Raw genomic sequence first — 26,391 nt, forward strand, 5'->3', positions numbered from 1 at the left:
CCTGCTTCGACGCGAAGTGGCCGCTCAGAACGGCCAGTTCTTCGAACCGACGACGCGCTTTTGTGGTGTAGGCTTTGCCGAAACGGTTCTGACGACGCGTTTTGGCTTCTTGGGCACGAAGGTTTTGAAGTCGTTCAAGCCCGGAAAGCGATCTGCATATTCGCGCTTGAGTGCGGCAACCTTGGTGAAATCCTTGCTTCTGCTCGCAAGAACCGCCTCGCCGATGACACCCCCCTCCGTCGGCTCCCACTCGACAGACTGCGCGAAAAGCGGTTGTGCTTCCTTCGTGCCCTTGTCTTTCAGCAGTTTCCAACCGAGCGCCTGCGCGCCAAGGGCAGACTTGGCGGCGAAGACATGGTCCTTGAAGGTCGCAATGTCCTTTTCATTGAGTTGCAGCTTGGAATCCTTGTCGGTCAGTTCACCCGCAACGATCTCGATATATTCCTTGCGTATGTCGTCCGACTTGTCCGCAAAGCGCGATGCCAGGGCCAATGCATCCTGAACCTTGTCCAGGTTTCGCAAGGTCAGGATGACGCCTTCGACATTTTTCATGTCGGGGCCGTAACGCGTGCCGGCAACAAACCAGGCATTGGCTGCCTGCCACTGCTGCTGGCTGTAATAATACCATCCGAACAGGCCCGCATCGGCCGCGGATTTTGCAGACTGGACATAAGCGCCGAAAGCCTGAAGCTCGCTTTCCGTCGGGCTCTGCGCCAGATGATCGCCGCTGGCAAACAATCCCATTTCCTTGCGTAGATTGTCGAAGGTGAAGTTGGCAAACTCGGATGTCCCGTCAGGCCCGATGCGTGCGAACGCCATCAGCGAGTTGGCGCCCGCAGGCGGCAGGAGAGCGCTTGCCTTCTGCATGGTGGCCAGCCGTTCCGGTGCTCCGTCGCACTCGGTCAGGATATACTTGTAGAGGTCGAAGGAACGGGCCATGTCGCCGGTTTTTGCGAGCGCCTCGCCAACCTGCCACATCGTGTTCATTTCGCTGCACGCCAGCAGCTGCGGCTGCTGCTGCGCCGTGGCGACGACCTGGGCCCAGTTGCCCTGCTGGTAGATGCGGTCGATCAGCTTGCGCGTTTCGCCGATCGCCAGCTTGGTCATCAGGTCGTTAGACGGCTTCCATTCCGGATTGCTGCCGGCCAGGCGCGCAATTTCGGCTCGCATGCCGGTGAAATTGCCGGCTCCGTACATATCCCACAAAGGCTGTTCGTTGACGGTCGTCGTTTGTGCACTGAAGAGGTCTTCGGACGCCTCCCAGGTTGGGTAAAGCCCTTTCAGCCGGCGTAGCTCTGCGCCGAGCCGCTTCAGGTCGCGGGTCTTGGCATAGTAGCGCAGCGCCGTGTCATCGACCTTGATCTCCGAGGATCCGGGCTGGGGTCCGGAAACGGTCACGTCTTTTGGAGTACCGGCGACCGATGGGCTACCGACAGGAAACTGCTGCGGCACGGGCGTCCTGACCACCGGGGCAGCCGCTGGCGATGCAGCGCCGGAGGCTGGCGTAAACGGATTTTGACCCGGCTCGACATTGACGATAACCGCCTGCGACTGCTGCGGTTTTGCATCAGGCAGGATGACGGGTTGTACGATTGGCTTCGTCGCCGGAGCCGGCGTAACCGTGTTGGAAACGGCATCCGGCATCACTACAGTTGCGCTTTGTGCCGCTGGGACGACGCTGTTGACCCAGCCAGCCCCGAGGTCCTCGGCGCTTGTGGTCGAGACGTGAGCGAAGTTCGGAAGCAGCAAGAATGCGCAACTGCAAAGCAGGACTGTTGTCATTGAAGATCGGGCAGACATCTTGGATACCTTTCTGCAAGTGCGATGAGACTGAGGAGATGCAAGGTCGATGGATAGTAATCGGTCGGCTGAAAAGCGGCGGCATGTACGGCCGTCTTCTCAGCGCCGAGGCTGCAAGCGACGAGGTCGACGACAGCGCGATATCCAGGATCGGGCAACACGGCGACAGGATCCGCCGTGTCAAGGTCGATGACGGCAGGCTTGCCACCGCTACGCTGCTCAAACGCAGCATTGAATTTCTCGAGAATGTCGGGGTAGTCCCTCGAGAACCAGGCCACATACATCGGCACCCGGATGGCATCCTGGCCGAATTGCGCGGCGTAGCCTGCTGCCGGTTGAGGTGTCCGCCCCTTCAGCGATATCCAGTCGGATGGCAACTCGGCGGGACCGAAACGCGCCATCCTGGTGAGTGACAGGCCGGTCGCGATCAGCTGGGTTGCTGGGAACCCCGCCGAGAGATCGCCAAGCTCCTTGATGGCCGGGTAGACCCAGTAGGAAAGATTGACGACAGGCCCATCCGGCTGTTCGTTGGCGCCGAAGCCCTTCGATCCCGGCAGAAGCGCCTTGCCAAAGCTCGTCTCAATAACCAGCCGGCTGGAGATGGCCTCGGCCACTGCCTTGGCGTCCCGGGCATAGGCTGCGTCCTGCCATTTCTGTGCAGCGCGGGCCAGCGCCCAGCCGATCAGCAGGTCTCCGTCCGTAGCGTTGTTGCCGTCCGTGACCCGTGGGGTCGCATTGGGATCCCATCGCCAGGCCGCCAATCCGTCGCCCCGGACATAGAGATTGGCCTTTGTCCAGTTCCACATGCGATCGAACATGCGGCGATCGCCCGTGGATGCGGCAATCAACATGCCGTATCCCTGCCCTTCGCTGTGGCTTACCCCGCCGGCTCGGGTATCGATCACACGGCCTTCAGGCGTGATGTAGTCGCTCCGGTAGAGAAGCCACGATCCCGTAACCAGGTCGTCCGCGATCAGCCCTTCGTCCTGTCCGTGACTGATGCCCGCCGAGCCGGCCAGGGTCCCGACAATCAACAGGGACCTGACCAGCAGTTTTGCCTTTACCATTTCGGACGCCCCAGCTTCAGCAGCAGGAATGTCGAGGCACCGAGGAGAAGTGCGGCGATGATCTGTGCAAGCGTGTATTCCAGTACGTGGTGGGAAAACCAGCCGGCAACGATCAGCCGCAGATTACCCGCATTCGCAGGCTGGGTCTGAAACAGCGCAACCTTGCTCGGCGCGATCTCGTCGATGACCTGTCCGGTCGTCGAAAATGCCTGCACGGATCCATTCAGCCGGGTCCAGGTCGACCGGTCCATGATGGCATCGACGGTTGCCGTCAGCCCCTGTTCGGATGGCGATGCGACAACAGTCCAGACGCCGGCAGCGCCCTTCATGTCTTTCTGTGCAATCAGCAAGGCGGTTTCCGCCTTGGGCTGGTAGCGGACTTCTTCCGGCTGGCCCATGGCCGAGACTTCATGGCGCAGCTTGTCGATCTGCGCCCCGACGCGATCTGTCAGGACAGTCTTGATCTGACCGACATATCCCAGCATTTGCCCGGTGACGTCGCCATCGGTGCCTGTGGCCGGCGCTGTGTCTTTGGTATCGCGGAACGAAAGAGCAGACGCGACCTCTTGCGTCGGCGCATTGATGGCCGGTCCCGGGCTTGTAATGCGGGTCGAAAGATCGAGGCCCGTCGGCGTCACAACATCGGAAGGAAGCTGGCTGAACGTCCCGAACGCCATGACATTCGGCTGATGAAGATCCGGTACCGTGGCGGTGACGTTGACCGGCAGTATGTGGCCGGACGAATAAGCCATCTTGGCCATGAACGAAGCGGCGGCACTGAGCGCGGTCGAGTTGAGGTTCGGTACATAAAGCGCGATCGGCGCACTGCCCACCCGCTCGTCGAAGGCACTGCCGGAGACCAGGGCGGCAATATCCGGATAGCGGCCGACGCGGGCGAATTGCGGAACCTCGAGGAAGCTCTTGCCGAGCACCAGCAGGCGCGGACGGTCTTCTCCCCCCTTGCCGACGGGGTCGCAGGTCACGTCGGCAGGAACGGGAAGCCGGGCTTCGAACTGGATGGTGTTCTCGCCGGGACGAAGCTTGCTGAGCGGCACCGGAAGACGCTGGTCGTCGATCAGGCCGCTGCGACTGGAACCGAGATTGATATCGGCGACCGTCTCGTCGTTTGCCCGGACGATCAGTTCCGCATCGCGCGAAAGATTTGCGGCATACTGTGCGCTCAGGTGCAGGACGAGGGAGCCATAGTCGCCGGGATAGAAATCCGACGGCATCGAAAAGTTGATCTGCTGCTTGTAGAGACGGCCCGAAAATGGTTCGGCAATCAGGCCGAGGTTACGCAAGGGCGCTGTCGAGCCCGGCGAAAGCAGGCGACCCTTGCTGTTGGCCAGCGCCCTCAGCCCCTGTGGGGTCCCGTCCGACTGACCCTTTTCCGCCTCGGCCTTGAGGATTTCAAGCGATGCATCGACATCGGCTGCGGTCCGGCCCGTGACCACGAGGGTCTGACCCTTGCCGTGTCCGGCCGGCAGCACGTTGATACCGTCCTTGAGGATTGAATCTGCCTGCTGGCCGAGAATTTCGGCAACGGTGCCCCGGGTTCCGACGACGACGCCGATGCTGCGGTCATCCGCCGCCTGCTGGCCGATCGATACCGCAGGACGGTCGAAATTGCCGATGATCGTCAAGGCTTCGATCGCCGTGATGGTGCGATTGTAGTCGGTACCGGTTGCGCCGGGGGCGATCGAGCCCTGGATGGCGGTGCGACCATCGATCATGCCGCCGCGGGCGATCAGATCCGGCATCGTGTCGCCCATCAGCCTGCCGCCTTCGGAAAATACAAATCCGCTGCGCTCTGGATCGATCTGCGTCCACAATTCGTAAGTTGCATCGATCGAGCAATCGACGCGGTGCTTCTGGTCCACAAGGATGGAGACGGCATTGTAGCCTGGCTGGATGACGCCGTTCGGCACCTTCATCTCGACGCGATACGGTGCGCCTGACTGCAGCTTGATGGAACCGACATCCTGGTCGTTGACGAAAACGCGCATGGAGGAGTTTTCCGGCGCAGCGGAAATTGCCGTCTGCATCCAGAGAACAAGTTTCGCAGAGCCTGCGATTTCCGAGGGAAGCGCATAGAACGGATATTCGTTGCTGGTGCTTTCCCCGTTGAAGAACATCCCGCGGCGGTCGGCGCCAATGCGGCGAAGGTTACGGTCGTCGGTTTCAACGGACATCTTGTCCGAGGAATGGGCGGCAGGTGCGGTGCCCAGCGAAAAAGCCTGTTGCGAATGGGCGAGCGAGGCGTCGCAAACCACGGCGAACGCAGCGCCGGCAAGGGCGAGCTTGTAACGAGCGAGGGAGTTCATTTCGCACCTTCCTTGAGGTTTGTTTCGACGAAAGATTTGGCCACGTTGTTGTTGGCGGGAGCTTTGTCCTGCGACGGCTGGCGACGGGCCCCTGCCGAACCGCCGACCATCGCCCATCCGAGAGCCTTGATCGGGCTGGTCACTGCCCAGCGCATCAGCACGGCCGTTGCGACGATGATGTTGCGTCGTTTTTGTCTGCTCGACCGGTTCGCACGTACATCGCTGAGATCGCTGAGGATCAATTCTGCGATGACCGGGTAGTGGTGCGGTTCCGGATCGAATTTCAGCGTCAGAACCTGCTGGTCGAGCGCCGGCTGGGCGGCGACGGTGATCGGCATGGATATGACGATCATGCCTGAACTTGGCTTGACCACCGAAAGCCTGCCGTAGTCGCCCTTGCGCATGGCCTGGGCGACGCCCTTCGGCAAGGTGACAGTGGCGCCGGCAGACGAGGCCTTGTTGACAACGCCGTGGATGGTGGCCTGGGCAAAGGTCAGTTCGACGTTGACCTTGGACGGCAGTTCGATGCCGGAAACATCGTTGCGACGTTCGGTGATGACGCCAAGCGCAGCACCGGCAATGATGAGATTGAGCAGGTTCCACGCGCCGACGATCAGCAGCAGATTGCCGATTTCAGGCTCGGTATTGTAGCGATAGGCGGAGAAGGCGAGCGTACCGGCGAGGATGGCGAAGATCACGAAATAGGGCAGCGAAAGTTCGGAAAGGCGCTCGCCCGTCGTGTTCTGGCCCTTTGCCGTCACGTTGAAGGTTGGCCTGCGCGGATGGAGCACGACGCCGACGATGGCACGGAAAAGATAGACCGACTGCAGATATTCATAGAGTTCGGAAATCCAGGGCCAGCGAACGCTGCCGTAGAGATAATTGCGAATCAGTTCGCTGACGATGAGATAGGTGATCGTGTGGGCGATGAAGTCCTCGGATGAGGCAACGAAGATCTTCATGTTGAGCAGAATGAAGAGCAGCGGTGCGATGACGAAGACTGCGCGGACAAAGGGAAAGAACCAGAAGAGGGCACTGGACAGGTAGCAGATGCGCTGGGCGAAGCTCAGTCCGCTTTTCAGCAGCGGGTTCTTCAGCAGCAGGATCTGGACCATGCCACTGCACCACCGGGTGCGCTGTCCAATAAAGCTGGAGAAGGTTTCGGGCTGGAGGCCGGACACCAGCGGCTTGTCCACATAGACGCTGTTCCAACCACGCGAATGCAATTCGAGCGCGGTCTCGCAGTCTTCCGTGATGGTGATACCGGAGAAGCCGCCGACTTCTTCCAGGGCTTCGCGACGAAGAACCGCCGCCGAACCGCAGAAAAACGAGGCATTCCAGCGATCGAGGCCCTTCTGGATCTTTCCGTAGAACATCTCGTTCTCGGAAGGCATCGTCTTGAAGGTATTGAGATTGTGCTCGACCGGATCGGGGTTCGAGAAGAAGTGCGGCGTCTGCACCAGGAACAGGTTCTCGTCTTTGGCGAAATAGCCAACGGTCTCGAGCAGGAAATTACGTTCCGGCGCATGATCGGCGTCGAAGACGACGATCAGTTCGCCATGGGTGTTCATTAGTCCGGCGTTCAGGTTGCCGGCCTTGGCATGGACGTTTTCAGCGCGCGTCATGTAGGTCACGCCGAGATCGGCACAGAGATCCTTGAGCATGGCGGCTCTGACTTTCGCAGCCTCGGCGACATCGGCATTGTCGGAAAACCGCTTCTGTTCAGTGCCACCATCGTCAAGCAGGAAAACCTTCAGCTTGTCCTGCGGATAATACATGGCTTTTGCAGCCGAGAGCGTCAGCGCCAGGATATCGCTGCTCTCGTTGTAGGAGGGCACGAAGACGTCGACGCTCGGGGCATCCTCGTCGCTCAGCCGTGGCGCATCTTCGCGCTCCAATGGATCAGAAATAACAAAGAGGCTGATAGCGAGCATAACGACGCAGTACATCTCGGCGAGATAAAGTATAATTGCCGGAAAGAAAGAGTACAGATCATCTATGGAGGGAAGTGTACTTGTCGTACGCCAGTATGCGTACCTCAAAATGACGATTGAACCCAAAGCCAAGAAAATGTGGCGCCAGATCCCATCCAGCTTCAAAAGGCTGATGACCAAGAGAACAACAATGATGCTCACAGAAAGAAAAAGCTGCACCGAGTTACCCAACGGCTGGGTAATAAGGAATGCAGCAAACAATGCACTCAGCATCCATAGAAAAAATGTCGCAATCTTACTCATTACGCCGCCTCATATGTTAACAAGTTGTTTGTGTTAACAAATGATTGACCAGAATAATCGATCCTTCAACAGGAAATTATCGATTAAAAATTATAGCGATTTTTACTAAAATACCGCATTAGAATATGCGTCGCATAAACCGCCATAAAAAATGAAATTTTACTAATTTAGGCGTATTTTTGGATGAAAATTTTTAATTGGAAGCCACTTTCTCGATAATGCTATTTTATAAAAGTAGTTAATTCCAATGGTTGTTTTGGCTCAAAATCACACGAAAAAAGATAGTTGCAGCACAATAGTTTTTCCCGCGCCCAGCAGAACCAAATTTATCACTGAGATCAGCTATGAATTGCGGCTCAAAATGACTGCCTTTCTACTAATCTTTTGCCGCTTTAATAAGCATTTATATTTTTAGAATAGGCCCATTAAACAACCGCTCATATATCCGGACTCTGCCATCCAAGAGTTAAACAAGCACCAATGATCCTGGCTCACCTCCAAGTCCGGAGTTATTTCGTAAGGCAAATATAAAAATTTTAGGATCGGCACGCTTCTTTTGATTGGGGCAATCGCTCGAAAATAAAACGGCCCAACGCCATCCCTACCGCTTTAGCGTTCATCTCTCGGCATCAAAAAGGCAGCGTCACATGTCTGCTCTTCTTCTCAAAAAGCAGTTGAACATATCGAACTACGATGACGATATCAGCCTTGCTTTCTTGCCCGTCGCCGCCGGCTTTGCAGCCTCGCATTCCTGTGATCAAAGACCCGCTCCGGCAGTAAACAGAAAGTATCGTCTTCACGGCCTGAGGTTTCGTCCTTGACGGCTTATCAAGGACACAGCAGAGACTTTAAGGTTAATCGACCCTGTATGTTCGTAAGTTAAAATAAACTTATTCTTCATTTTAGTCATCTAGAAGGTTCTTAAATAATTTTACGAATTATGGCGCAAGCGACGGGTCGTTATCATGAAAAATATCTCGATTATTGGAAAATTCCTGTCCATCATGGCGTTGTTTGGCGTCTTTGCCATCGGGGTGGCGAGTTATGCTGCCTTCCAGATCAAGGCAACCGATACGGCCTACAGTAATCTTCTGGATCACGAGACAATTGCTGCGCTGTACTCCGCTCGCGCAAACAGAGCCCTGCAGGGCTCACGCGCTGCAATCGGCGACTTGCTGATAGCCCGGTCGGATGAAGCCAACGCGAAGGCTTCGAAGGAATTCCAGACCCAACATGATAATTTTATCAAATACATGGATCTGGCGATCGCAGCCCTGCCTTCATACAAGGACGCGCCGTCCCTCAAGGCGGATAGCCTGGCGTTGATCGATAACACCTGCGGCAACACGGTTGCTCTCGCCAAGAAATCGACGACGGCGGACGATATTTCGGCAAGCCAGGAAGTATTCCTGAAGGAATGCCAGCCAGGTTTCGCAACCTTGTTGCCGCGTTTCACGCAAATGGTGGACACGATCTCTGCTGCAAGCAGCCAGAACAGCGACGACCTCACCGTGTCGTCCAATCACACGGCAGTTCTCACCATCGTCGGTGTTGTCGGCGGACTTCTGGTTGTCCTTACGATTGGCTTCTTTGCAATCCGTTCGTGGCTTGTGATGCCGATCCGGGGCCTCGCCGAGACGATGGGGACGCTCGCCGGTGGCGATCTGTCTGCGAACGTTGCCGGTACCGAGCGCCGTGACGAAGTCGGAACGATGGCTAAGGCCGTTCAGGTCTTCAAGGACAACGGTCTGCGCAGCCTCCAGCTGGAGCAGGAAGCAGCCACTGTCCGTAACACAAGCGAAGCCGAACGTGCCCGCACTGCAGAGGCGGACCAGAGGCGTGCGAGCGAGATGGCTCAGGCTACGTCCGGTCTTGGCGAAGGCTTGCAGCATCTCTCCAGCGGCGACCTCACCTTCCAGCTCAACGAACCGTTTGCGGCTGCCTTCGAAGGCTTGCGGTCGGACTTCAACAACACGGTCGAACGCCTCCGCGAGACACTTTCGTCCGTGAGCCAAGCAACCGGCTCGATCGACAGCGGTTCCCGCGAGCTTAGCCAGAGTGCCAACGATCTTTCCAAGCGGACCGAGCAGCAGGCTGCGGCCCTTGAAGAAACTGCAGCAGCCCTCGACCAGATCACCACCAATGTCGCGAATTCCTCCAAGCGCGCCGAAGAAGCCCGCTCGGTGGCAATCGAGGCCAACCAGTCAGCCCGTCAATCCGGAGAGGTTGTCTCCAATGCTGTCGATGCCATGCAGCGGATCGAGCAATCCTCCACCCAGATCTCAAACATCATCGGCGTCATCGACGAAATTGCCTTCCAGACAAACCTTCTCGCCCTGAATGCAGGCGTCGAGGCCGCACGTGCCGGCGAGGCCGGCAAGGGTTTTGCTGTTGTCGCGCAGGAAGTGCGTGAACTGGCTCAACGCTCAGCGCAGGCAGCAAAGGAAATCAAGGGTCTGATCCGCAATTCGGCAACCGAAGTCGAAAGCGGCGTCAAACTGGTGACCGCCACTGGCGAAGCCCTCAAGATCATCGAAGGCCAGGTCATTTCGATCAACACCCAACTCGACGCTATCGCAACGTCCTCGCGGGAACAGTCGATCGGACTTGCCGAAGTCAACACGGCCGTCAACCAGATGGACCAGGTTACCCAGCAAAACGCGGCGATGGTCGAGGAAGCCACGGCGGCCAGCGTCTCGCTAGCAGACGAGTCCGACAAGCTTCGCCAGTTGATCAGCCAGTTCCAGCTCGGACGCAGCGCTCCATCCACGACAAGCACCAAAAGCAGAATCACCAGCCATGCTCCAACCCCGATCCACGCAGGGCAGAAGCCTGTGGCCTCCCCGGCAAGGCGCATGGTAGGCCAGGTCGCAAAAGCTTTCGGCCTCAACACCGCCGCCAAAGCCGAAAGCTGGGAAGAGTTCTGAGCCCAAACGTAAGAGCATGTCAGCCACTCCGAAGGGCCCGTATCACCGATACGGGCCCTTCGCGTTTCATCTCTCCACCCGCGCCACCATAAAGGCGTCGTGTTACGGTGCGCAAAAGCCGCTTTGATCGCAGTCACGGCAGCCTTGGGCTGCTTTCGTCTTGTTGGGGTGCGGGAAGATCTCTCCCTCGAGCGCGTCACTCGACGACAGCAATGCGCGGCATTCAGGTTGCAGTCGAATGCCTGCCGCCTTCAGCCAAGCCGATCCACGCGACAGTCACGACGATGGTAGAATAAATACGGACTGGTGATGAGGGCCCCAAGCCAGAAACGGCTCTGCCGGCGATGCTCGGCCGGCGGGACTGCTAGTTGGGCACCGCGGCAAATAACGACATGGCGAGCCAGAAGCCCGGGAAGGACCGAAGCGAGGTTGAGATAGCCGAGGCGCGGCATCGCCTGCAGTTATCACCATAACGTCGAGAGACCTGGTGGTGCCGCGAGCAGTGAAGCAAGTGTCCTGCCGATGTTTGCAGGTTTAGGTTTTTCGAGCGGAACGCTCTCAGGGTGGCATCGGCAGCGGCGGTTAACCGGGCATGAGCAGGGTCAATCGGTTTCAAGCCCGGCTTTGCCTGAGGCGTGCCGCTGGTTAACTCGGTCACCCAAGCTCCGGATGCGCTTTGGCGCTGCATGTAGCGGAAGTGGGCGCAGAGCTCACCACTTGAAATGCTATTCACCCGGCTGAAGAACTTTTGATGACGGGCGAGTGTCGGCCATCTACTTCGAAGAATGCAGCACGGATCGTGCAAGGAATTGTTCCCCGATAACCTCTGGGCAAGCTCGCCCGGCCTCGATAGCCGGGCGACTGCCTGGGGTTACGATGCCAGGGCGAAGGGTTGGTGGCCGTGGGAGCGTTGGGTGCGGAAGCGGCCGATCATGTTGGCGAGATTTTCCGTTTCCTGGCTCAGGCCTTGGGCTGCGGCGGTCGTTTCTTCCACCATGGCGGCGTTTTGCTGGGTGACCTTGTCCATCTGGTCCGCTGCGGCAGAAACTTCGCGGAGGCTGGAGGCCTGTTCGCGTGCGCTCGTCGCAATTTCACCCACGGTTCCGCTCATCGCGACGACCTGCTGGACGATTTCCCGAAGCGAAACGCCGGACTGGCTGACGAGATTGACACCCGTGGCCACCTGCGTCGACGAGGCGGAAATCAAAGTCTTGATCTCCTTTGCAGCGCTGGCGGAGCGTTGGGCGAGCTCGCGGACTTCCTGTGCGACGACAGCAAAGCCCTTGCCGGCCTCACCGGCGCGCGCTGCCTCGACACCGGCGTTCAGCGCAAGCAGGTTGGTCTGGAAGGCGATTTCGTCGATAACGCTGATGATATTGCCGATCTTCGACGAGGAAGCCTGGATTTCCGTCATGGCCTCGATGGCGCTTGCGACGATCTCGCCACCCTTCTCGGCGTTGATACGGGCGGTCGCAACTGTCGTCTGTGCAAGGCTTGCACCCTCCGCAGTTCCGTTCACGCCACGCGTCACGTCTCCGAGTGCAGCAACGGTCTCCTCGAGCGAGGCTGCCTGTTGCTCTGTTCGCCGTGCGAGATCATTCGAGGCCGTGGAGATTTCGCTCAGTCCGGAGCGGATCGTGCTGACGGCATGGATGACCGACTGGATTGCCTCTGCAAGAGATGCGACGGAGTTGTTGAAATGGTCGCGGATCGTCTCGTAGCGGGCATCCACCGCGCCGACGCGGACAGTCAGATCGCCTTGCGACAGCGCGTCGAGCCCGGCCGAAATCTGCTGGAAAGCGTGCTCCATGGAGCGTGCGTCCGACAGACGCTCGGATTCCTGACGGAGCCTTTCGTCTTCCGCTGCAATGCGGCTGCGCTCGGCGTTTGCTTCCGCGATCAGCTTGGCGCGGCCGGTCTCCTGGAAGATTTTCAGCGATCGCGCCATGGCGCCTAGCTCGTGCTGGTATTCCGTGCCTTCGACGGCGATGGTATCGTCGCCGCGTGCCAGCCTCTCCATGGCAAGCGCCATGCTGCGCACTGCCGCAGAGATGAGGCGGCCGATGGCGTAGGAGAGAACCAACCCAACGAGAATGAGCATCGCGCTGATGACCAGCGTCTTCGTCGTGGCGGATTGCACGGTGCTTTCCACCGAGCCGTCCAGCGCCGTTTGCGAGTTGGTGATCGTTGACTGCAGGCTTTTGAAACCACTGGCAATTTTCGGAGCAAGGACATCGAGCTCGCTTTGCCGGATCGCGTTGCTTGCGAGCAGTACATCCTTCACGTCGCCGAGACGGGCGGTGTAGTTTTGCATAAGGCGGGCTGCCCCGGCGATGCGCTTTTGCTGCAATTCGTTGGGCGCGATTTTTCCGAGCGCCGTATTGCGGTCGACCGCCTCCTTCAGCGCAGCCTGTGCACTTTCATAGGCCTGGAGATCGTCGGCGTGGACGAAGCGTTCGGAGAAATAGAGGCTTCGGTTGAATGCCTCCAGAGCGTCGCCCGCCAGATGAAGGGTGCTGACGTCACCCTGTCTCCACGCGCTGCGCATCACGTCGTTCAGCGCTATGCTCGTCCATGGTCCGAACTGGGTGACTTTGCCGATCAGCGCGTCTCGCTTGGTGTGGAGTGCGACGATCTTTTCGAAGGCCTGGCTGTAGGTGCCGATCTCCGCGCGGATCTCGACCATCTGCTGCTGCAGTTCCTGGTTGCCGGACAGACGCGGGTCGTCAAGCGAAAATGCCTTCACGCCTTCCTTGAAAGACTGGACGACGTCGGCGCTGGGATTAGTACGGAAGCTTTCTGCGGCCAGCTGGATTTCGTGCAGCCTGTTGCTGTAGTCCGAGACCGCGACGCTCTGTCCGGCGGTGGCGCGGTAGGAAGTGAACATCGAAGCGAGACCGCTCATGCCGTTGATCGCGCTCAGCGACAATACGCTCATCAGCAGGATAAGAGGCAGGAAGCCAACGGTAATTTGGGTCCGGATACCCAATTTTTTCCAGATTTTCATGTGATTGATCCTTGGCTCTCTTACTGGCTCTTAGGCAGATATTTGGCGACGTTGTCGGCGGTCACGAGTTCGAACGGGATGTAGATTGTCTTCGGCACGCTCTCGCCCTTTATCAGTTTCAGCGCCGCGTCCACCGATCCTGAACCCTGCCCTGCCGCGTTTTGCAGGATCGTAACGTCCAGATCACCGCGCACGATGGCGGCCAGTGCGTCATCGGTGGCATCGACCCCGGCGACCACCACTTTGTTCATCGGCACGTTGGCCTTCTTCAAGGCCTTGATTGCTCCCAGAGCCATCTCGTCGTTGTTCGCAATCACCGCATCGAACTTGACGCCGGCAGTCAGCCATTCCTGCATTTGAAATTCGGCAAGCTGCGGCGACCAGTTTGCGGCCTGCCGCTCGACGACATGGATCTGCTTGCAGTCATCCGTCGCCAGCACTTCGGCAACATCTTCCGTCCGCTTGCGAGCAGCCGCATGGAACAGCTCCCCCATCAGGATGACCACATTGCCCTTGCCATGCAGTTGCCGGCACACTTCCTTTGTCTGGAGCGTGCCGGAATCTTTCTCGTCCGAGGCGACGAGGGTCTGCTTCTCCGGGAGTTCGGCGAGGTTGGCTGGCTCGTTGTTGACGTAGACCAGCGGAATTTTTGCATCGCTGGCGATCTTGGAAAGTTCGGCACCCATGTCACCGTCAGCGGGACCGACGATCAACGCGTCGACCTTGTCCGCGACGAATTTTTTGACGGTTTCCATCTGCTTTGCGGCATCGCCACCGGCGCTTTCCATCGTGATCTTGACCCCGGGGATCTTTGCACCGTGATCGGTGATGCCGGCGGCAAGCGCAGTCTGGAACTTGTCCATATTGGCCATGGAGACACCGATGGTCTCAGCCGAGGCGGCACTGGAATAGAGACAAGCTATAGTTAGGATGAGGCGAATTTTACACATGTGAATCACCAGTTGCGACGTTCTTTTCCGCACACTGGTTCAAATTATTTAAGTAAATGTTGATTTCAATTTTTAACGAACTTGAAACTTATGTTATAAAAATAACAAACGACTTCGTGGTTGTAGTTTCATGATAAAAGTCAATTTTTGAAGAGAATTATTACCATGAAGAATTATAAAAATTACAAATTATACGCCTCCATAGACTCATTACTGAATACATAAAGACGGATACTAACTATCTCTTACAGTAAGCATCAGGAAAGGCGTCAAATCATCTGCAAAATTTGGGGCGCCTTCGTGTTTCGGCGCCTATATCTACAACAAAAGAGATCCGGCGCATAACGCAGACCGGATTGCGGCGCTCACACCAGGCTGCCGCATTCCACTCCTGAAACGGTATAGTCTGCGGCAGGCACCCGGGGCGATCATCGTTTGAGGTTGGCCTTGGCGAGGTCCACGAGCTGGTTCGCTCTTCCGTCCAGCACGGCTGCCATCATGAAGAGACCAAAATTGAAGGCCTCGCCGAACGTCGTCTTCGGTGGCATCACAAGCTCCTGCCGGGCGCTGACCACGTCGACGAGCACCGGACCGTCATGGGCCAGCGCCTCCCGCAACGCTGCTTCGAGATCCAGCGGCCTCTCCACCCGGATACCCTTTATGCCCATGGCTTCAGCCATCGCCGCAAAGTTGGGGTTCTTGAGGTCACAGCCTACATCGAGGAACCCGCCCGCCTTCATTTCCATCTCGACAAAGCCGAGCGTACCGTTGTTGAGGACGATGACTTTGACAGGCAGCTGCATCTGGGTAAGGGTGATGAAGTCGCCCATCATCATGGTGAAGCCGCCATCCCCCGACATCGAGATGACCTGGCGTTCTGGGAAAGCTGACTGGGCACCGATGGAATGCAGCAGGGCGTTTGCCATCGAGCCGTGGTTGAAGGAGCCGACCAGCCGGCGCTTGCCGTTCATCTTGAGATAGCGAGCCGTCCAGGCAATCGGGGTTCCCACGTCGCAGGTGAAAATGGCGTCTTCAGCCGCCAGTTCGCTGACCAACCGCGTCAGATATTGCGGATGGATTGTGCCGCTTTCCGGATCTGGCACCGCCAGCGCATCGAGCTCCTTGCGCGCCTTCGCGTAGTGGGCAAGCGCATTGTCGAGAAAGCGGCGGTCGGTCTTTTCCGTCAGATGGGGCATCAGCAGCCTCAAGGTCGACGCGACATCGCCCAGTATGCCGACATCCAGCCTGCAGCGGTTGCCCAGCGCTTCCGGCCGGACATCGACCTGCGCGATCAGCGCCTTTTCGGGATAGAACTGACGGTAGGGGAAATCGGTGCCGAGCAGAAGCAATGCATCGCACTCCTTCATCGCAGCGTAGCCCGAGGAGAAGCCGACGAGGCCGGTCATGCCGACATCGTAGGGGTTGTCATACTCCAGATATTCCTTGCCCCGGAGCGAGTGGATGATCGGAGCTTTCAGCCGGGCTGCAAGCTCGACGACCTCGTCATGCAGCCCGGCGCACCCCGCGCCGCACATCAAAGCCACCTTTTTCGAGGAATTCAGGATTTCCACGAGCTTGGCGACCTCCGACGCGTCGGGGATCACCTTCGGCATCTTCGGCGTGAGCCACGCCGGCACGACTGCCTTGGTCTGCTTCAGGGCGACGTCCCCCGGAATGACGACGACTGCCACGCCTTTCCTGCCAACCGCCACCCTCATCGCCCGGGCAAGGATCTGCGGAAGCTGGTCGGGATTCGATACCAGCTCAACATAGTGGCTGCATTCCTTGAACAGATGCTCGGGATGCGTTGCCTGGAAGTAATCGATACCGATTTCCGAGCTCGGGATATGCGCTGCAATTGCGAGCACCGGCACCCCGCTGCGGTGGCAGTCGAAAAGGCCGTTTATGAGGTGCAAGTTGCCGGGGCCGCAGCTGCCTGCGCAAACGGCGAGTTCGCCGGTCAGATGCGCCTCGGCACCGGCTGCGAATGCAGCACCTTCCTCATGACGGACGTGCACCCAGTCGATCGTCTTCAGGCGCCTGAGAGAATCGGTAAAGCCGTTCAGGGAATCGCCGACAACGCCGTAGATGCGCTTCACCCCCTGCTGCTGGAGGGCCTCTGCGATGTAATCGGCCACCGTTCTTGACATCGAACTCTCCTGTCTGGTTTCAAAATAACCTAGGCGGGTTCCGCTGGACGGCAAGGCAGCTCGCACGCGCGTAAAACGCATATCGGGGATGCATTATAGCCAGGAACCCCAAGCTCAGGCTTGCCCGGGCTGCGGCCGGCAAGTCGGTCAGAAGAAAGCGCCGGCCGTTTGGGGCGAGCCTTCGAGCGCATGCCCCATGAATTCCAGCGCGCCTTTCAGCGTATCGCGACGGATCGGGCCGCCGAGGCAGACGCGAACGGCTTCCTCGGCCGGACCGTCGACGGTGAATGCATCGCTGGCAACGACGCCGATGCCGGACGAGCGCATATGTGTCCCGAACGTCGAACGTGTCCATCCCCCGATGAGCGGAAGCCATATGTTGAAACTGATGGGATCGCTCTTGTAGCTCCCAGGCGGCAGGAGTTCCGCGACAAGCGCCTGGCGGGCTGCGGCCTCGCTGCGGATGAAGCGAAGGATGCTGTCGGCTGTCCCGTCCTCGATCCAGCGTGTGGCAAGGGCGGCAGACAACGGCGACGCCATGACGCTTGCGGCACGCATGGCACTGGCGAAGGGCCAGGCAGCCTTGGTATCGGGCACGACGACATAGGCAAGACGAAGGCCGGCGCCGATGCACTTTGCCAATCCGCCGATATGCCATGTGAGATCCGGCGCCATGGCGGCAAGGGGTGCCGGACTGTGCAGGGGAATGAACCCGTAGGCATCGTCCTCGACGATCGGGACATGGTATTTGCGAGCAACCGCGCAGATTTCCTCCCGACGCTTCTCGGGGATGGTCAGCGTCATCGGATTTTGCAGCGTGGGATTGAGATACAGCGCCTTCGGCTTGCCGGTCTTGCAGACCTCAGCGAATGCGGCAGGAATAATGCCCAGCTCGTCCATTGGCAGGCCGACCAGATTGAGGCGCAGCTGGGCTGCGATCGAACGCATGCCGGGATAGGTGATGTTTTCCGAAAGCACCGTTTCGCCCGACTTGGCGAGAAGCCCGAAAATCGCCAGAAGAGCCGGATGTGCTCCGGGCGTTACGAAGATTCGCTCCTGGGACGGCACAAGACCGCGCCGACTAAGCCAAGACGCCGCCGCTTCCTTGTCGATCCCGGCACCTCCGAAACCTTGATAGCGCAACAGCGGGATCAGGTTGGTGGCAACAGCGGAAAGCCCTTCCTGCATGCGGGCGAGAAGAGCCGGATCTTCCGGCTCCGGCGGCATGTTCATCGAGAAATCGACGACGGATGTGCGCCGGCTATCGAGCGCGGCATCGGCGATGAACCCGCGCCGTTCTTTTTCCCGTCCACCCGTCACAAAGGTCCCGCGTCCCACATGGGTTGTGACAAGACCGCGCTTCTGCGCCTCGACATAACCGCGCGCCACCGTCGTGAAATCCATGGAAAGCTGTTTTGCGAGTTCGCGTTGCGGAGGCAGCCTGTCGCCGACCAGAAGCTTGCCGCTCCTCAGATCCATTTCGATGACGTCGGCGATCACCATATAGCGGGGACCGTTGCTGCGGGAGAGATCTGGAAGCCAGGTTTTCATGGATGCTCGTCGTATTGCATGATTGACTGCAGATTGTTGCTTTCCCTATCCGCCGTGTCAACCACACCAGCCACGTAAAAATGTAATTATATCGCACGTAGGCCCTTCCAGTCTCGCGCCCGCGACGCCTCAAGCTTTTAGTGACTGTATATTGACTGCACCAAAAGTAGTTCGATAAGCACGGATTTTTGGCAGACGATTGCCTTGGATATGACGAGGCAATCGCTCGGATTGACAAGTTGACTGGTTTATTGACTGCAATTTTGGCCCTTTTGAACGTATATTAGGCATAAAGCGTACTGGCACGTCCTTTGCAAATGAAAGATGGCGCCCATCGCAGGGCCGACGTCAAAACAGGAGCCAAACATGCCAGCAATCACAGCACCGGCCCACGCCGACGGAGACTTTTTCGTCGATTACGAAGAGAAGGTTTTTGAGGACATCCAGGCCAACGAGGGCGAAAAAGCGCTCGTCACCTTCCACACCGTCGCCTTCGAAGGGTCCATCGGCCTCGTCAACCTGCTGCAGGCCAAACGCCTGAAGCGCAAGGGCTACGACACGTCCATTCTGCTCTACGGCCCGGGCGTGACGCTCGGCATCCAGCGCGGCTTCCCCAAGCTCGGCGCCGAAGCTTTTCCGGGGCACCTCAATTTCAATAACCAGATCAAGGGCTTCCTCGAGGAAGGCGGCAAGGTCTATGCCTGCCGTTTCGCGCTGCAGGCCCTTTATGGCCACGGAGAGCCGGCACTGATCCCGGGGATCACGCCCATCAGTCCGCTGGATGTGCTCGACCTGATGTTGATCCACCGGCGCGCCGGCGCGGTCATTCTCGACACCTGGACGCTCTGACCCAGCAAGCGCTGCCGATCTCGGCAGTCCATCCCGGGAGGCGGATCGCCTTCGCCTCCTTCCCTCAATCCAAGGAATTCGTCATGGAGAAAAGCAGAACTGTCCGGGCAGCAGCCGCGCAGATTGCACCGGACCTGACCTCGCGGGACAAGACGCTCGCCCGCGTGCTGGAAACGATCCGCGATGCCGCCTCGAAGGGCGCCGAACTGATCGTCTTTCCCGAGACGTTCGTCCCTTGGTATCCCTATTTTTCCTTCGTCCTACCGCCAGTCCTGTCCGGTCGTGAGCATATCCGGCTCTACGAGGAAGCCGTTACGGTTCCGAGCCCCGCAACGGATGCGGTTGCCTCGGCCGCGCGCGAGCACGGCATCGTCGTCGCTCTCGGCGTCAACGAGCGGGATCGGGGCACGCTCTACAATACGCAGCTGGTGTTCGACGCAGATGGCACCCTCATTCTGAAGAGACGCAAGATCACCCCGACCTTCCACGAGCGGATGATATGGGGACAAGGCGATGGGTCCGGCCTGAAGGTCGTGGACAGCAGCATCGGTCGTGTTGGCGCGCTGGCCTGCTGGGAGCATTACAATCCGCTCGCCCGCTACGCGCTGATGGCCCAGCACGAGGAAATTCACATCGCGCAATTTCCGGGTTCCATGGTCGGCCCGATCTTTGCCGACCAGATGGAGGTGACCATCCGTCACCACGCGCTGGAAAGCGGCTGTTTCGTCGTGAATTCCACCGGCTGGCTGTCAGACGAACAGATCGCCTCGATCACACCGGACGAAGGTCTGCAGAAAGCACTGCGCGGTGGCTGCATGACGGCGATTATATCACCCGAGGGCAAGCACCTCGCTCCGCCGATTACGGAGGGTGAAGGCATCCTGATTGCCGATCTCGACATGAGCCTGATCGTCAAGCGCAAGCGAATGATGGACTCGGTCGGTCACTACGCGCGCCCCGAGCTGCTGCATCTGGTGATCGACGATCGGCCCGCTTCCCCCATGGTCACCTCATATCTTTCTCTCGAAACCGCACCGGCAAGGAGCACGATCGATGAACACCACACCTCAGCTTTCGACGGAAACCCTGATCAACGAGCTGCAGTCGTTCGGCGCCAGGCTGGTTGATCCGAAGGCCGGTCACGAAAGCCGTCGCGGTGGCGCCGGTCCTTCCGACCATAAGGCGCTGACGATCGACGGAATGACGGTGATGGTCCCCGTGCACACCGCGCCGGCGTTCGAAAGCCCCTATCTCGTGGAAAAGCCGGATGAGACCGGAAACAGCCGCATCAGTCGCGATGGCGTTGTCATCGGCGAGGTGTCCTTTCCGCTGCGTCCACGTTTCTACGATTTGTCGACGGCAGACGGCGTCCCCTACTCGCAGATCGCCGTACTTCATGGACGCGACGTGCTGGCGACAACCGTGCTGCAGACCTGCATTCGCTACCAGAGCCGGACGAAAACCTGTCAGTTCTGCGCCATTGGCCAGTCACTCGCGGCAGGCCGCACCGTCGCCCACAAGACCCCGGCGCAACTGGCCGAGGTCGCAAGGGCCGCCGTCGAGCTCGATGGCGTCAAGCACATGGTGATGACGACCGGCACGCCGAAAGGCGACGACCGCGGTGCTGCGGTGCTTGCGGAAAGCGCCCGCGCCATCAAGGCCGCAGTCGATATTCCGATCCAGGCTCAATGCGAACCGCCGGAAGACGACATCTGGTTTTCGCGCATGAAGGACGCCGGCGTCGATGCGCTCGGCATGCATCTGGAAGTCGTCACACCCGAGCTACGGGCTCGGATCATGCCCGGCAAGGCGCAGGTCAGCATCGGGAAATACATGGCTTCGTTCAAGGCAGCGGTCGATGTCTTCGGGCGCGGCCAGGTCTCGACCTATATCCTGGCGGGCCTCGGCGACACGCGCGAAGCGATCCTCGATATCTGCAGGGAGCTCGTGGCGATCGGTGTCTATCCCTTTGTCGTGCCCTTCGTGCCGATCTCCGGAACGCCGCTCGAAAGCCACCCTGCCCCGAAACCGGAATTCATGCATTCGATCCTCGGGCCGCTGTCGAAGATGCTCGTCGAAACCGGCCTAAAGGCGGTCGACATCAAGGCTGGCTGCGGCAAGTGCGGCGCCTGCTCCGCTCTTTCGACCTATGAAAGGATGCTGACCAGATGATGATCGAACCGTTTGCACCCTTCCGCACCGGTGAATTCCAGGTGAAGTTCGCGACATCCGACTGGGAGCGCCGCCAGGCCCATGCCCTTCGCCGCGACGTCTTCTGCCGTGAGCAGAAACTCTTCGATGGCGACGATCGCGATGAGATCGACAATCACGCCATCTCCATCGTCGCCCTGTCGATGCTCGGCATAGCTGCCGACCGGCTCGTAGGGTCGGTGCGAATCCATCAGGCAGAACCGGGCCTCTGGTGGGGCTCGCGACTTGCCGTGCATGAAGATTTCCGCAGGATCGGCGCGCTGGGCGCAACGTTGATCAAGCTCGCCGTATCCTCCGCCAACGCCATGGGCTGCCACACGTTTCTCGCCAACGTGCAGATCCAGAACGGCCTGCTCTTCCGCCGCCTGCACTGGGATGTCGTCGAGGAGTTCGAAATTTACGGAAAACCGCATCTGCGCATGAAAGCGGACCTCACTTACTATCCGCCTTGCACGACGCCAAAGGCCGGTTTCGTCGCTCTTGCAAAGAGGGCCGCGTGACGATGCCAGCCATCGATCTCAAGGCAATCGCCGAGACACTAGGGGCCAGCAAAGGCATCGCTGCCAAGCACGATATCGACGCCATCACAGCGGCTCTCGGCGTCAAGACGCAATCCGTCCCGGTTGGCGACGACTGCGCGGCCTTGCCGGATGGTAACGAATACCTGCTGTTTGCCATCGAGGGCTTCATGAACGCTTTCGTCGCTGCCGATCCGTGGTTTGCAGGATGGTGCGGCGTCATGGTCAATATATCGGATATCGCCGCAATGGGTGGGCGGCCAGTCGCGGTCGTCGATGCCATCTGGGCAGATGGAGAGGCCGGCGCGGCCCCGGTTCTCGCTGGCATGCGCGCAGCGGCGGAAGCCTACGGCGTGCCGATCGTCGGCGGCCACACCAATATCCGCACCGATCGCAGCCAGCTATCCGTCGCCATCCTCGGCAGGGCAAAACGGCTTCTGACCAGTTTCGATGCAAGACCCGGCGATGTGCTGGTGGCCGCCATCGATCATCGCGGCCGCTATCGCTTGCCTTTCGACAACTGGGAGGCCGCAACCGAAGCGCCTCCGGAACGGCTGCGCGGCGACCTCGAAATCATGGCGCGGATCGCGGAAGCTGGTCTTTGCCTTGCCGCCAAGGACATCAGCCAGGGCGGTATCGTCGGCACGGCTATCATGCTGGCGGAATGTTCCGGCATTGGTATCGACATCGACGTGTCAGCGATCCGCCTGCCCGATGGCATCATCCTCGAGCGTTGGCTGGCAACCTTCCCCAGCTACGGATACCTGCTTTCGGTCGCGCCGGAGAACCTCGGTGCCGTGCTCGCCCTTTTCTCCGCCCGCAGCATCACAGCCGACGCCATCGGCACGGTGACAGCGGCAACTACGGTGACGATCACCGATGGCAGCGAGCGGATCGTCATCCGCGATTACGCCGAAACGCCCCTGATGCAACTTCGGCCTGGCGAGGTTGCGGCATGACCCGGCCTTTGCGCATCGCCATGCTGACGCACTCCACCAACCCGCGCGGAGGTGTAGTCCATGCCATGCAGCTATCCGAGGCATTGACGGCGACGGGGCACGAGGTCGTGCTCCACGCACCCGATACGAAAGGCACCGGCTTTTTCCGCCCAACCGCCTGCGAGACAGCAGGCTTTAAAGTCCAACCCGCCGCAACAGACATGACGGCCATGGTCGAGCAGCGCATCGAGGATTACGTCAGCTATTTCGAACGAGCGGGCGCGGGAGAATTTGACATTTTCCACGCGCATGACGGCATTTCCGGAAATGCCCTGGTGACGCTCAAGGCGCGCGGCATGATCCCCGCCTTTGTCCGCACGGTCCATCATATCGACCAGTTCGCCGATCCGCGTCTCATGGCGCTGCAGGACCGCTCGATCACCAGCGCCAATGCCTTTTTCGCAGTCAGCGCCCTCTGGCAGACAGCCTTGCAGACACAACACGGCATCACGTCCACCGTCGTCGGAAACGGGGTCGATACCCAACGCTTCGCCCCGGCCTGGAGTGGCGAGCAGGCAGCACTGCACGATCGTATCGGCCTGCAGCCCGGCCCCGTTTTCCTCAGCATTGGCGGCATCGAGGCGCGCAAGAACACGATCGGAATCCTCGATGCCTTCCGTCAGTTGCGCGCCGTCAAGCCCGATGCGCAACTTGTCATCGCCGGCGGCGTCTCCCTGCTGGACCACAGCGCCTACCATGAGGAATTCCACTCTCACCTGCGCAGCCTGCACGACGATGCCTCTGCCGTGCATATCATCGGCGCGGTGTCCGACGACGACATGCCGAACCTCTATCGGCTCGCCGATGCCCTGGTGTTCCCGTCGCTCAAGGAGGGATTCGGGCTCGTCGTGCTGGAGGCGATGGCCAGCGGCACGCCTGCAATCGTCCCCTCCATTGCGCCGTTTACCGAATATCTCTGCAGCGAAGACGCCATCTGGTGCGACCCCCACCATTCCGCCTCCATCGCCGAGGCCATGGCACTGTCGCTGGTGCCGAAGATCCGCGACCGCATCATCGCCCGTGGACTGGAAGTGGCCGGCAGGTTCTCCTGGCGCCGCGTCGCCGAAGCCCACCTTTCCACCTATGCAACTTTGAAGGAGGCAGCAAATGCCTGAAATGCGCTTCGTGATCACCTGGCCCGATGGCACAGACGAGACCTGCTATTCGCCGTCGCTGATCATCCGTGATTTCCTTGCCGAGGGCGAAAGCTATCCGGTGGCTGATTTTGTCGAGCGCAGTCGCAAGGCACTGACCATCGCCAGCGATCGAGTCGAGGCGAAGTATGGGTTCGCCTGCTCGGCAGCAAACGACCAGCTCGCCCGCATCGAAAGCGCAGCCGAACCTTTCCTTGCCGGCGAGGATGCCCGCATCCGCTGCAAAAGCTTCATCCTGTGAAAGGACATCCGATGACCCGGTCCCTCAACACCCATTACAGCACCGTCGTCGTCGGTGGCGGACAGGCCGGCCTTTCCGCCAGCCACTACCTCAAGAAGCACGGCATAGACCACGTCGTCTTCGAGGCGAAAACAGTCGCCCACAAATGGCAGAACGAGCGCTGGGATGCCTTTTGCCTTGTCACGCCGAACTGGCAATGCCAGCTTCCGGACCATCCCTATGACGGCCCCGATCCTCACGGTTTCATGGTCAAGGACGAGATCCTCGCCTATCTCGAGCGCTTCGTGAAAAAGGTGGATGCCCCCGTCCTCGAAGGCACACGCGTCACGGCGCTCGAAAAGACCGGCGACGTTTTCCGCCTCGAAACGTCTGCCGGCAATGTCACCGCCGACAGCGTCGTGCTTGCAACAAGCCTCTACAGCCGGCCGTTCGTGCCGCGCGCCGCAGAGCGACTTCCCGCGACCATCACTCAGGTCCATACGGCAGATTATCGCAATGCCGCGCAACTTCCCGAGGGCGCCGTCATCGTCGTCGGCTCCGGCCAGTCCGGTTGCCAGATCGCCGAAGACCTGCATCTCGCCGGCCGCAAGGTCCACATGGTTACTGGCAATGCGCCACGCTGCGCCCGCTTCTATCGCGGCCGCGACGTCGTCGACTGGCTGGCCGATATCGGCCAATACGACATCACTATTGCTCATGACGGGATGACGAAGAAGAAGCACGATACAAATCACTATCTGACAGGCCGGGATGGCGGACGCGACATCGACCTGCGCAAGTTCGCCCTCGAAGGAATGTCGCTTTACGGGCGGATGACCGGCGTCTCGGACGGAAAAATGCTGTTCGAGCCGAACCTAAAGGCCAACCTCGACAACGCCGACCGCGTCTACAATGGCATCAACGCCCTCATTGATCGCCACATCGCTGAAAAGCGCATCGAAGCCCCGGACGGCAGCCCTTATGTTCCCCTGTGGGAGCCCGACGCCGAGCCAGGAGAACTCGATCTCGAGGCCGAGGGCGTCACCTGCGTCATCTGGGCGACGGGATTTACTCCCGACTGGTCCTATGTCGGCCTGCCGTTCTTCGACGGCACGGGCTATCCCGTACAGCAACGCGGCGTCACGGGTATCGCCGGCGTCTACGTTCTAGGCCTTCCCTGGCTCTGGACCTGGGGCTCCGGCCGCTTCCTCGCCGTCGGCCGCGATGCCGAATATGTCGTCGGCCACCTCGCAAGGCATCTCGATCGGGCCGGCAGTCCGTTGAAGCAAGCAGCGAGTGGCTGACCGATGAACATTGCCTTGCGGACGCCCGGGCTCGGGGAGCGCTCTCCGCGTGACCTCGTGGACCGCGCGCTCGATCCTTATCTCCTGATCGGCATGCCACATCTGACGCCATACGGCCTGTCGGAAACATGGCTGATGAAAGAACTGGGGCATCGCCACTGGCTGATGCTGGCGCGCGAACTGGACATGGAGAATGCCGATTTCCGAACAGCCGAAGGAAACGAAGCCTACGCCGCCATTTGCGCCACCTCGCTGAAAGCCGAGGGGTTCGGCGACGTGAAGGCAAACGACATCCTGACGATACGCTCAAAGCTGTCAGCAGTCTCGATGACGCAGACGTCCACGACCCACGAACTCTCCGTCAAGGGCAGACACATCGGAAACGCCGAACTGATTTCCACGTTCGTGCATCGGCGAACCGAGGGCTGCAATCGCTCCATCGCCCGTGTCGCGGTCAGCAAACCCAGACCGGAGATCTACAAACCCAGCCAGCTTTCAAAAACTGCCACCGATCTTCGTAACCGCCGGTTCGACCAACACTGGGGCCTGCCCGTCATCGCCGCGAAACCGCTGCAGACGTTCGGCTTCACGCCCAGCCCGTCACAGGAATTCAACGGAGCAGGCCTATTCTATTTCGCAGAATTCCAGGCCATGGCCGAGCGCGCACTCGAGACTTTCATTCCAGACAAGCCGCCAACCACCCACCGCGAGGTTTTCTTTCTACGAAACATAGAGACAAACGAAACCGTCTTTTTCGACCTCCTCTGCTGCAACGCCCAAACTGAAACCTTTTACGGTCAACTCCGCCGAACGACAGGAAAAGTCATCGCCACGATGTTCATAAGATGTAACGAAGTAGCCTGAACGCCAAACGGCCCGCGTTCGTTATGACGCGGGCCTAGTGATATCGCCGTCATGCATGCAGTGAGAGATTTGGGTTGCGAATACCGGATCCCCACGGGCAACAAAGCGCGAAGCGCTGATATGGTGGCCGACGCCCGAACGCGGAGCGGCCCGCTGTCATTATGACGCGGGCTTGGTGGTGCTGTGCTGGTGCATTGATGTTTGATTGGGATTTGGTTGCGGGGGCAGGATTTGAACCTGCGGCCTTCAGGTTATGAGCC

Annotated in this window: 18 protein-coding genes; 10 read left to right on the top strand and 8 right to left on the bottom strand. The window is 59.4% G+C overall.

What is annotated here, in order from left to right; genetic code table 11:
- Nucleotides 1-24 precede the first annotated feature (24 nt).
- From EQW76_RS23285 to bcsA, 4 genes are read right to left on the bottom strand one after another with little or no spacing between them, the layout of a single operon-like run.
- The gene (locus tag EQW76_RS23285; RefSeq protein WP_142831547.1) at nucleotides 25-1,782 is read right to left on the bottom strand and encodes a hypothetical protein; all 1,758 of its coding nucleotides are present in this window, start codon (nucleotides 1,780-1,782) and stop codon (nucleotides 25-27) included.
- Complete coding sequence (locus EQW76_RS23290) at nucleotides 1,779-2,867, bottom strand: glycosyl hydrolase family 8 (RefSeq protein WP_142831548.1); 1,089 nt, start codon at nucleotides 2,865-2,867, stop codon at nucleotides 1,779-1,781. Before EQW76_RS23290 ends, EQW76_RS23285 begins: the two co-directional genes overlap by 4 nt.
- Nucleotides 2,861-5,191 carry a cellulose biosynthesis cyclic di-GMP-binding regulatory protein BcsB gene (locus tag EQW76_RS23295; RefSeq protein WP_161991078.1) on the bottom strand — a complete coding sequence of 777 codons (2,331 nt, stop codon included), beginning with the start codon at nucleotides 5,189-5,191 and terminating at the stop codon, nucleotides 2,861-2,863. The genes EQW76_RS23290 and EQW76_RS23295 overlap by 7 nt, the downstream gene beginning before the upstream one ends.
- Nucleotides 5,188-7,428, bottom strand: a complete 2,241-nt coding sequence (gene bcsA, locus EQW76_RS23300) for a UDP-forming cellulose synthase catalytic subunit (protein WP_142831550.1) — start codon at nucleotides 7,426-7,428, stop codon at nucleotides 5,188-5,190. Before bcsA ends, EQW76_RS23295 begins: the two co-directional genes overlap by 4 nt.
- A 965-nt stretch (nucleotides 7,429-8,393) precedes the next feature.
- Between bcsA and EQW76_RS23305 the strand changes: the two genes are divergently transcribed.
- Nucleotides 8,394-10,355 carry a methyl-accepting chemotaxis protein gene (locus EQW76_RS23305; RefSeq protein ID WP_142831551.1) on the top strand — a complete coding sequence of 654 codons (1,962 nt, stop codon included), beginning with the start codon at nucleotides 8,394-8,396 and terminating at the stop codon, nucleotides 10,353-10,355.
- Nucleotides 10,356-11,226: 871 nt separating this feature from the next.
- On the opposite strand, the gene EQW76_RS23310 is transcribed toward EQW76_RS23305, so the two are convergent.
- The 4 genes from EQW76_RS23310 to EQW76_RS23325 all read right to left on the bottom strand — a co-directional run bounded on the left by EQW76_RS23310 (nucleotide 11,227) and on the right by EQW76_RS23325 (nucleotide 18,013).
- The gene (locus EQW76_RS23310; RefSeq protein WP_143123268.1) at nucleotides 11,227-13,362 is read right to left on the bottom strand and encodes a methyl-accepting chemotaxis protein; all 2,136 of its coding nucleotides are present in this window, start codon (nucleotides 13,360-13,362) and stop codon (nucleotides 11,227-11,229) included.
- Nucleotides 13,363-13,382: 20 nt separating this feature from the next.
- Nucleotides 13,383-14,312 (bottom strand): substrate-binding domain-containing protein, encoded by a 930-nt coding sequence (locus EQW76_RS23315; RefSeq protein ID WP_142831553.1) that lies wholly within the window; start codon nucleotides 14,310-14,312, stop codon nucleotides 13,383-13,385.
- Nucleotides 14,313-14,740: 428 nt separating this feature from the next.
- The gene (gene poxB, locus EQW76_RS23320; protein ID WP_142831554.1) at nucleotides 14,741-16,462 is read right to left on the bottom strand and encodes a ubiquinone-dependent pyruvate dehydrogenase; all 1,722 of its coding nucleotides are present in this window, start codon (nucleotides 16,460-16,462) and stop codon (nucleotides 14,741-14,743) included.
- A 147-nt stretch (nucleotides 16,463-16,609) separates the two neighbouring features.
- The gene (locus EQW76_RS23325) at nucleotides 16,610-18,013 is read right to left on the bottom strand and encodes a PLP-dependent aminotransferase family protein (RefSeq protein ID WP_142831555.1); all 1,404 of its coding nucleotides are present in this window, start codon (nucleotides 18,011-18,013) and stop codon (nucleotides 16,610-16,612) included.
- Nucleotides 18,014-18,379: 366 nt separating this feature from the next.
- Between EQW76_RS23325 and EQW76_RS23330 the strand changes: the two genes are divergently transcribed.
- The 9 genes from EQW76_RS23330 to EQW76_RS23370 all read left to right on the top strand — a co-directional run bounded on the left by EQW76_RS23330 (nucleotide 18,380) and on the right by EQW76_RS23370 (nucleotide 26,131).
- Nucleotides 18,380-18,862: an MSMEG_0572/Sll0783 family nitrogen starvation response protein gene (locus tag EQW76_RS23330; protein WP_142831556.1), complete on the top strand. Its 483-nt coding sequence runs from the start codon at nucleotides 18,380-18,382 to the stop codon at nucleotides 18,860-18,862.
- Nucleotides 18,863-18,945: 83 nt separating this feature from the next.
- Nucleotides 18,946-19,989 carry a Nit6803 family nitrilase gene (locus EQW76_RS23335; protein ID WP_142831557.1) on the top strand — a complete coding sequence of 348 codons (1,044 nt, stop codon included), beginning with the start codon at nucleotides 18,946-18,948 and terminating at the stop codon, nucleotides 19,987-19,989.
- Nucleotides 19,916-21,034 (top strand): MSMEG_0568 family radical SAM protein, encoded by a 1,119-nt coding sequence (locus tag EQW76_RS23340; RefSeq protein WP_142831558.1) that lies wholly within the window; start codon nucleotides 19,916-19,918, stop codon nucleotides 21,032-21,034. The genes EQW76_RS23335 and EQW76_RS23340 overlap by 74 nt, the downstream gene beginning before the upstream one ends.
- Nucleotides 21,031-21,573 carry an MSMEG_0567/Sll0786 family nitrogen starvation N-acetyltransferase gene (locus EQW76_RS23345; RefSeq protein WP_142831559.1) on the top strand — a complete coding sequence of 181 codons (543 nt, stop codon included), beginning with the start codon at nucleotides 21,031-21,033 and terminating at the stop codon, nucleotides 21,571-21,573. Before EQW76_RS23340 ends, EQW76_RS23345 begins: the two co-directional genes overlap by 4 nt.
- A gap of 2 nt (nucleotides 21,574-21,575) precedes the next feature.
- Entirely contained in the window at nucleotides 21,576-22,550 is a 975-nt protein-coding gene (locus tag EQW76_RS23350) for a sll0787 family AIR synthase-like protein (RefSeq protein WP_142831569.1), read from the top strand.
- Nucleotides 22,547-23,704: an MSMEG_0565 family glycosyltransferase gene (locus EQW76_RS23355; RefSeq protein ID WP_142831560.1), complete on the top strand. Its 1,158-nt coding sequence runs from the start codon at nucleotides 22,547-22,549 to the stop codon at nucleotides 23,702-23,704. The genes EQW76_RS23350 and EQW76_RS23355 overlap by 4 nt, the downstream gene beginning before the upstream one ends.
- Complete coding sequence (locus EQW76_RS23360) at nucleotides 23,697-23,984, top strand: MSMEG_0570 family nitrogen starvation response protein (protein ID WP_142831561.1); 288 nt, start codon at nucleotides 23,697-23,699, stop codon at nucleotides 23,982-23,984. The genes EQW76_RS23355 and EQW76_RS23360 overlap by 8 nt, the downstream gene beginning before the upstream one ends.
- Nucleotides 23,985-23,995: 11 nt before the next feature.
- Nucleotides 23,996-25,267, top strand: coding sequence for an MSMEG_0569 family flavin-dependent oxidoreductase (locus EQW76_RS23365; protein WP_142831562.1), 1,272 nt, complete (start codon nucleotides 23,996-23,998; stop codon nucleotides 25,265-25,267).
- Between the two features lie 3 nt (nucleotides 25,268-25,270).
- Nucleotides 25,271-26,131: a Pnap_2097 family protein gene (locus tag EQW76_RS23370; protein WP_143123269.1), complete on the top strand. Its 861-nt coding sequence runs from the start codon at nucleotides 25,271-25,273 to the stop codon at nucleotides 26,129-26,131.
- Nucleotides 26,132-26,391 lie beyond the last annotated feature (260 nt).

It is taken from the genome of Rhizobium sp. rho-13.1 (assembly GCF_007000305.1).
Classification (GTDB): domain Bacteria; phylum Pseudomonadota; class Alphaproteobacteria; order Rhizobiales; family Rhizobiaceae; genus Rhizobium; species Rhizobium rhododendri.